This window comes from Acetobacter fabarum (assembly GCF_040702925.2).
GTDB lineage: Bacteria > Pseudomonadota > Alphaproteobacteria > Acetobacterales > Acetobacteraceae > Acetobacter > Acetobacter fabarum_B.
On the sequence record NZ_JBFCXX020000026.1, the window covers coordinates 23,154 to 30,504 of the forward strand.

Here is a 7,351-nt window from a genome sequence, read left to right on the forward strand (position 1 = left end):
TGGTCTTTATGTGTCTGTCAGGACGTAAAGGCTGCGGTCTGCTGGGTATTTCTGGCACCCTGAGCAGACTGGCCGAAGTTGAAAATGCCTTCCACCTTGTTGATCTGCATGTCCTGTGGCGGAATATGCAGTTCAAGCTGGTGGAGTTCCCCTGCCCCAAGTTCTGGCAGGCGCTGCACGGCGGCCAGGAAACGCTCAACTTCCGCCGGAGCCACAATACCTTCAGACAGGGTGCGGAACTTTTTAATGTAATCCGCACGCTGCCACGGCGTTGCCCCCAGCGTATGGGCGTTGGCCACGGCCAGTTCGTCTGCCAGCACGGTGCCGTCTTTCATACGGATGACAATACGGCCGCCAAAGGCTTTTTTGTCGGGGTCGCTCTCATGGTAGCGTTGTGTCCACTCGGGTTTTTCAACCGTGTGGATTTTTTTCCACAACCGCACCGTATCGGGCCTGCGCGCCCGTTCGGGCTCGTAGGAGCGCACATGGTGCCAGCACCCGTCCTGCAGAGCCACAGCCACAATATACATGATGGAGTGGTCCAGCGTTTCCCGCGTGGCCTGCGGGTCAAACTTCTGCGGATCGTTGGAGCCGGTACCAATCACGTAATGGGTGTGGTGGCTGGTTTCGATCAGCACATCTTCCACATCTTCCCAGTTGCTGATTTTTTTGCCCATGCGGAAGGCAAGGTCGATCAGCGCCTGACTCTGGTATTCGGCTGAATGTTCCTTGGTAAAGGAAGACAGGATGGCCCGCTTGGGTTCACCCATACCCGGCAGGGGCACGGTGTAATGCGCATCTTTCCCATCGAGCATCCATGCGATAACCCCATCCTCCCCTTCATAGATCGGGGTCGGGGATGTTTCACCCAGCATGGCGCGATCGACTGACTCTACAGCCATTTTGCCTGCATGAGCCGGGGCGTACGCCTTCCAGGACGAAATTTCGCCCTTGCGGCTCTGGCGTGTGGCGGTGGTAACATGCAGCGCCTGCCCGATAGCCTGATAAATGACCGAGGGCGGCAGGCGCAGCAATGTGCCAATACCCGCCGCAACTGATGGGCCAAGATGAGCCACATGGTCAATCTTGTGCTTGTGCAGGCATATGGCGCGGGCCAGATCAATCTGGATTTCGTAACCCGTGGCAATGCCGCGGATCAGGTCCGCGCCACTGCGGTTGCACTGCTGCGCCACGGCCAGAATACCGGGAATATTGTCCCCCGGATGGGAGTATTCAGCCGCCAGAAAGGTGTCGTGGTAGTCCAGTTCACGGACAGCGGTACCGTTGGCCCATGCCGCCCACTCCGCATGGACGCGCACATCCGGCCCCATGCCAAACACCGTAGCCCCACCCGGCCTGCGATGGGCCAGTGCTTCTGTCCGGGCACTCATGACCGAATGACGGTTGACCGAAGCCATGGCTACGGCGGCATTGTCAATCATGCGGTTGATGATCATATCCGCCACAGCGGATTCCACCGCAACCGGGTCTGCCGCGACCTGTGCAATTTTCCAGGCCAGCTGGTCCGCGCGGTTCAGGCGTTCACTTTCTGGGTGTACGCGCACTTCATGATTTTGCATTGTTCCGGCCCTTGCCATCTTGTGATCTGGGGAAACAGTTGCAGACTGTTGCGTAAAGCAGCAGAGGAATAAGAGTAAAAAGAAGCGAAGGAATTCGCGTCCGTTGCAAAGTCTGTGAAGGTTGCTAAGCATGCCCAGAACCAAAACCAAGCTGTTTGCTGGCAACAGGCTCCGCCAGCTCCGCCAGCGTGAAGGCATGACACAGGCCGTACTGGCCGAGTGTGTTGGCGTATCGCTCAGCTACCTTAACCAGATGGAGCGCAACCATCGCCCCCTGCCCGACCACCTTCTGCAAAGTCTGTGCGAACGGTTTGCCCTGAGCCCCGCATGGTTTGCCGACACGCGAGAAGCCCATGCCGTGCAGGCGCTGCGCGAGACCATGGCCGACCCGATTTTTAAAACCTCTCCGTTACAACTCGTCAAAATGGCGGAAGCGGCCCGCCAGAGCCCCGAACTGTGCGAGGCATTTTTAACGCTCTACCGTGCATACACATTTGAGCAGGAGCGGCACGCCCATGCCCCTCTGGCCAGCATGCCCCCGCTTGAACCTTACGAGGCGGTTGGTAACTGGGTGCAGGACCATAACAACTATTTTCATGAACTTGATTGTGCTGCCGAGGAATTTTACGAACGCCTCATCAGCACGGATACATCGCTGGACACAGCCCTTGCCAGACACCTGCTCAACCAGCACGGGCTGGGTATCACCCATAATACGGACATGCAGGAGCGCGGGCTGGTCTGGCGGATTGACCGGCATAAACATCAGATCCAGCTCCCCCATAACCAGCCGCCGGAAAGCACGCTGTTTTTTCTGGCCCAGATTATAGGCCAGTTGGAACATACCCGCCTGATGACAGACATTTTGCGCCGCGAAGGCCCAAAAGAGCGTAATGCGCAGGAACTCGCACGGGTGTATCTGGGCAATTATTTTGCTGGCGCACTCATCCTGCCCTATACGCGCTTCCTGCGTAAGGCCCAGAGCATGCGGTATGATGTGGACGACCTGCGCCGCCACTTTGGCGTCAGCTTCGAGCAGGTAAGCCACCGCCTGAGCACCATGCAGCGCTTTGGCGCGGAAGGTATTCCATTCTATTTTCTTAAACTGGATATTGCTGGCAATATTCTTAAAAGTTTTTCGGCCAACCGTTTTTCTCAGGCACGCTTTGGTGGCCCCTGCCCGTTGTGGAACGTGTTCCGCGCCTTTGCAACACCGGGGCAGGTTCAGGTTCAGCTTTCGCAGACAACCGATGATTCCATTTACCTGAATGTTGCACGCACCGTTGGGCGGGAAGGACTGAGCTACGCCGACCGCCCCCGCCAGATTGCCATTGTTCTGGGCTGCACCATAGCCGATGCGGCAAAAACCGTTTACGCCGCCGGGCTTGATCTGGCGGACCACACGCTGGTTGTGCCCATTGGGCCAGGGTGCCGGGCCTGCGGGCGGGAACTGTGCAGCCACCGCTCGCTCCCTGTTTCTGGCAGGGTGCTGGATACGGGCAGCAATGCGCGTGGGGTTGTCCCCTACAGAGCCGTGCCCGAACACTAAAAAACCCGCGCAGGGAGCGGGTTTGGTGCTGGTGGGGCAAGGGGGAGGAGGAGAAGAAAGAACCTTCCGGACTGACCGGGGATGCAAAACAGCCCGGAAGTTTAGGGGGGATAGTTTTTTACGGTAGTCACGACAACCACAGATTGTCGCGGTGATGCCCCTTGCCCCACCAGCAGAAACGCCTTCATCACCGCGACAAGATGATAATAAGAACGATTCTCATTAAAGTGCAAGTAAAAAAACAAGGGGTGGCGAATTTTTTTCGCCACCCCCTCGCGTTGTTCTCACAAGCCCTTGGTTTTAAGCGCTTTTAGTGAGTGCCCCCCGTGGTGGAGTTCCCCTTGGAGGCATCTGGCGTTGCCGCCGTCGAGGCTGCCGGAGCCGTAACGGGAACGGGCGCGGATGCGGATGCGGGAACCGTAGCAGGGGTGGTCGCAGGCGCTACAGCACCATTACCCTGAGCAGCAGTTTTTGCGGGAGAATGGGCCGGTGTCTGGCCCGATGCATGGGCGGAGGACTGGGCGTTTAAGTGCTGGTCCACAAAATCATCCGAGACGAACACGATGCCATCCAGCAACTGGTCCAGCGCTTCCTTTGCCTGTGCGGCCTGACGGCCTTCGGTCAGCACACGGGCGCGGTACAGGGTATCTTTGGTCTGCTCCAGAGGAGCGAGGGCGATAATAAAGTCAGCATCTTCGCCCACAACCTGCAGGTTCTGCTCGGCCTGTACGTTCTGCCCGGCCTTGAGCGCCTTGTTGGCCTTCTGGGCTGCCACTTTTTTATCGGGAGCCAGAGTTTCGGTCAGAATGAACTCACCACCAACGGGAATCCACGTCACAGAACCGGTGATGGGCTTATGTGTGGCCGAAACAGGATGCTGGGGAGCAGGCTGCAACTGGTCTTCCGCCGCGTAAAACCGCCGGTTATCCTTTTGTGCAGCAACAAAACGCTTCTGCGCATCGTAAATCGGAGGAATAGCCGCATCCGTTTTACCCTGTGCCAGCAGATCACGCGCGACCAGCACATCCTGCAAGGCTTTCTGCCCATCTACAGACAGGTGATGCAGCGCACGCCCGGCCTTGAACTTTTCCCAATCCGTATGAATGGCCCCGGCATGCGCTGCCGAAGCACTAACCATAAGAGCGGCCACTGCCGCAAAAGATGCCTTAAAACGCATAAAAACAATCCTGACTGAAAATGTTGAACACCCATGTATTAAGGATTTCTCCTCAATATCTGGTTAGTAAAATACGTTCCTCAAGATGCTGGACGCAAAAGATACAGCATTAAAAAAATTATTATTTTTGAAAATCTTTCTTTGCCAATCGGTCAAGTCTCAAACCCATCAACCATTTCGCAATACAGCCATGTTTTAAAAACAGGCGCAACAGTGCCGACAGACCGGGCTACAGCCCTCTTTTTTTTCTGCCGTCCTGTACCCGGTTGACGCATAAAAAAAGGCCCATTGGGTCAGAGTCGTCCACAGATTCTGCGGATGCCATATATATGGTTGTTTTCTGCCGATTGTTGCGCGAGTTTTACAGAGATGGGAATTTTGTTTTACACTATCGGGAAGATTTTCCCCTTGTACAACACCCCAAACCTGTACTACCCTAACCGGGCTACGGCAGCGTGGATGGACACGCAGCAGAGAAGACAGCGCGATATTCGAGTCTTCCGGTAATCGTCTTTATGACTATCCCGGACGCCGACAAAAGGATCGCAAGCCGGTATCAAGCCCGGCCCGTAGCAACATGACGCGGGAGTTCGTCGGTAGAACAGTCTGCCATGAGTTTCGGAGCAATCCGATGGGAGCTTAATGGCCAGATAATGTGCAGGTTCAAGTCCTGTCCGCGTCCCCAGTTTCAGGTTCCAACTTGTAAGTAATCCTTACAGGTTGGCGGGTGCCAGACCCGTACCGCTCTGCTTCCGCATCGGTCTCTCTGGTAGTCGTCGCGTGCACGCGGTCGCAGATGCGGAGTGGCCCCTCGGGTCTTACATTCCGTAGCAGACGGTGGAAGTCCGTCACCTCATCACAAACCGCTCACAAGCTAGCACCAAAGGCCGACAAGCCGAATACGGTCCCAACAGCGTACCGCTCGGCCCGGTGTATTCCACCTGCGTCACACGCCCCTGTCGCAACCGGGCGACAAAGTGGCACGTCCCGTGGCCGGATAGGTCCAGTTCCAGCGACATCGGCCCCTTGAGTGTGAACGGCCCCTGCACCTGCTGGTCCTGCCGCCATTGCAGCACCTCGCCATCCGGCAGGGTGGCCACATTGTCGGGCACCCCAGCACAGGCGATAAGGTCAGACCGGGCCATACCGATAAGATCACGCTTGGCCTGTAGCGGGACATTGGCGCAGGCTGAGAGGGCGAGCAGGCAGGCCACCGCCTTAATCCGCATCATCCTGCCCCTTCGTAAGCTGTCCCCAGAAGCTGCCCGCGCTCGCCCGCCAGCGCCATATGAGCGCCAGCAGGAGTGTGCCGAGCCCGACAATCGCACCCCCGGCAATCGCGCCGCATTCAAAGTCTGGCGTCACTGAGCAACCGCCAATGTCTTGAGCGCGGTAGCCTCCTGCGTGTCCGTCACGCTGGACAGGTTGATACCCAGAACGCCCATAAACGCATCCAGCACGGTCAGTAGGGCATTGAAGGCGGTGATGGCAGTGTTGATAACCGGACTTGTAATCGTCTGCTGTGCAGCACTTAGACCGGAACGCAGGGCTGTGGCCACACCATTAAGGTCCACCAGAATCGTATCGACCTTGGTTTTCCAGTTCGTATCGTCATACGTGATGGTCAGCATGCCGTTGGTCGCGCTGGAGAACGCGGACAGGCTGGCGGCAAGGACTGCCCCAGCCGTCTCAATAGCGGCCACCCCGGGTACGCCCATTGCAGATGCAACGGCGGTGATGCTCAGGATCGTGGCGATAGCGTTAATGCCTGCTTGCCCGTAAGCCTTAACCTTGGCTGTATTGAGCGTGATGGTGGTATTGCTGCCGTTGGTGGCAACAGTGCAGGCCGTTAGAGCGGTAGCTCCGAGCAGGGCAGACGTCTGCAGGAAGTTGCGGCGGGAAAGATTGGTCATTTCGGTGCGTCCTGAGGAATGTTGATAACGGAGCCGGGCCCAGCCAGAGGGGCGGCCGGGGCCGACGGAGTAGCAGGTGCAGCCTTTACGAGATGCGTGGCCGCATAGGGGAGCGCGTATTTGATGCCCAGCCCGGTCACGCGCACAGCCTGATACAGAGCAATCAGGAAGCGGTTGCTGGTCGGGGCCGGTACGGACGCGGTGATGGTCGCACACGTCACCATGGTGGCGCAGATAATCAGCGCAACATTCTGCGGCAGGGCGGAAAACAGGGCGGGGAGCAGGGACACAATGCCTGCTACTTTGGCAGTGTTAACTACTGCCGTTTTCTTGTCTGGCGTGTCAGCCATGGGATTATCCTTCTCCAAAAGGCCCCACGCGGTAAAACGCATGGTGACCAATCGTGCAGCGATAGAAGCGGGGAGCAGCCCATGCAGGCGCGTTCGGAAGGCGCGTGTCATAGTAGCTGTCTGCCCCACTGGTGATGTCGGTAAGGGTGCCCCCCACAAGGCGCTGACCCAGCGCAAGAGCTGTCTGGAACTGCGGGTCCGCACTGGTCACGGCCAGCAATTTCTCCCGGTTGGGGTCGTCGTCATTCCAGCAGGAGAACTGCCATGGGCAGAGGAACACGCCGCAAATATTGTGACCCCACCAAGCGGGCCGGGCCAGACGGTTCATGCCTGCGCACAAAACGGCCTGCATGCCGGTCGGGCCCTCCCCCCGCGCCTCGCCCCATGCGGTACGGGCCGAGACCTGCAAGGGGTTAGTGAGTAGAGAGGCTTGCGGCATTTGCCTGCCCTCCCTGCGCCGCGTCCCACGGCTCGCGCAGATGCAGCCAGCGCACCCATATGGTACTGGCCACTTCCTGATCGGAGAGCAGCGTAGACCCCACGGCGGCCCCAATGGTGCAGGTCAGCCCGACGACAACGGCAAGTTTGCGCCAGCGTCGCAGGCTGTCCTCGGCAAGTTGGTTCTGGCGCTTTTGTGCGCCCGTGTGTTCGGCTATCTGCTTGGTCAGGTCCGTTAGCGCCTTGCGGGTGTCCGATGCCTCAACGGCCCGGTTGCGCTCGCGCTCCTGCCCCTGCGCTTCGATGGAAATCAGCCGTTCCATCATGGCGCTCTGGCCGGACTT

At 58.2% G+C, this 7,351-nt stretch carries 7 protein-coding genes, 1 tRNA gene and 2 pseudogenes; 2 read left to right on the plus strand and 8 right to left on the minus strand.

The window, feature by feature from the left end; translation table 11 throughout:
- Positions 1 to 17: 17 nt before the first annotated feature.
- Positions 18 to 1,580: an MmgE/PrpD family protein gene (locus tag AB2L51_RS13550; RefSeq protein ID WP_395582756.1), complete on the minus strand. Its 1,563-nt coding sequence runs from the start codon at positions 1,578 to 1,580 to the stop codon at positions 18 to 20.
- A 130-nt stretch (positions 1,581 to 1,710) separates the two neighbouring features.
- Between AB2L51_RS13550 and AB2L51_RS13555 the strand changes: the two genes are divergently transcribed.
- Complete coding sequence (locus AB2L51_RS13555; protein WP_395582755.1) at positions 1,711 to 3,129, plus strand: helix-turn-helix domain-containing protein; 1,419 nt, start codon at positions 1,711 to 1,713, stop codon at positions 3,127 to 3,129.
- Between the two features lie 532 nt (positions 3,130 to 3,661).
- Here the strand turns inward: AB2L51_RS13555 and AB2L51_RS13560 are convergent.
- Positions 3,662 to 4,306: pseudogene (locus AB2L51_RS13560) on the minus strand (YfdX family protein); the annotation flags it as partial.
- A 579-nt stretch (positions 4,307 to 4,885) separates the two neighbouring features.
- Between AB2L51_RS13560 and AB2L51_RS13565 the strand changes: the two are divergent.
- Positions 4,886 to 4,991 (plus strand) — tRNA-OTHER (locus AB2L51_RS13565).
- 163 nt (positions 4,992 to 5,154) lie between these two features.
- Here AB2L51_RS13565 and AB2L51_RS13570 read toward each other — a convergent pair.
- From AB2L51_RS13570 to AB2L51_RS13595, 6 genes and pseudogenes are all read right to left on the minus strand, one after another.
- Entirely contained in the window at positions 5,155 to 5,538 is a 384-nt protein-coding gene (locus AB2L51_RS13570) for a hypothetical protein (protein WP_395582754.1), read from the minus strand.
- Positions 5,525 to 5,671, minus strand: coding sequence for a hypothetical protein (locus AB2L51_RS13575; protein ID WP_165926552.1), 147 nt, complete (start codon positions 5,669 to 5,671; stop codon positions 5,525 to 5,527). Before AB2L51_RS13575 ends, AB2L51_RS13570 begins: the two co-directional genes overlap by 14 nt.
- On the minus strand, positions 5,668 to 6,219 hold the full coding sequence (locus AB2L51_RS13580; protein ID WP_395582753.1) for a twin-arginine translocation signal domain-containing protein: 552 nt from the start codon (positions 6,217 to 6,219) through the stop codon (positions 5,668 to 5,670). The genes AB2L51_RS13575 and AB2L51_RS13580 overlap by 4 nt, the downstream gene beginning before the upstream one ends.
- On the minus strand, positions 6,216 to 6,569 hold the full coding sequence (locus AB2L51_RS13585; RefSeq protein WP_395582752.1) for a hypothetical protein: 354 nt from the start codon (positions 6,567 to 6,569) through the stop codon (positions 6,216 to 6,218). Before AB2L51_RS13585 ends, AB2L51_RS13580 begins: the two co-directional genes overlap by 4 nt.
- A 4-nt stretch (positions 6,570 to 6,573) precedes the next feature.
- Entirely contained in the window at positions 6,574 to 7,008 is a 435-nt protein-coding gene (locus tag AB2L51_RS13590; RefSeq protein WP_395582751.1) for a cell wall hydrolase, read from the minus strand.
- Positions 6,983 to 7,351: pseudogene (locus AB2L51_RS13595) on the minus strand (hypothetical protein); the annotation flags it as partial. The pseudogene AB2L51_RS13595 and the gene AB2L51_RS13590, both read right to left, overlap by 26 nt.

Bases quoted from the DNA above. Each gene is read 5' to 3' on its own strand.
- AB2L51_RS13550 (WP_395582756.1), bottom strand. From the start codon at position 1,580: ATGCAAAATCATGAAGTGCGCGTACACCCAGAAAGTGAACGCCTGAAC.
- AB2L51_RS13585 (WP_395582752.1), bottom strand. From the start codon at position 6,569: ATGGCTGACACGCCAGACAAGAAAACGGCAGTAGTTAACACTGCCAAA.
- AB2L51_RS13570 (WP_395582754.1), bottom strand. From the start codon at position 5,538: ATGATGCGGATTAAGGCGGTGGCCTGCCTGCTCGCCCTCTCAGCCTGC.
- AB2L51_RS13555 (WP_395582755.1), top strand. From the start codon at position 1,711: ATGCCCAGAACCAAAACCAAGCTGTTTGCTGGCAACAGGCTCCGCCAG.
- AB2L51_RS13580 (WP_395582753.1), bottom strand. From the start codon at position 6,219: ATGACCAATCTTTCCCGCCGCAACTTCCTGCAGACGTCTGCCCTGCTC.
- AB2L51_RS13590 (WP_395582751.1), bottom strand. From the start codon at position 7,008: ATGCCGCAAGCCTCTCTACTCACTAACCCCTTGCAGGTCTCGGCCCGT.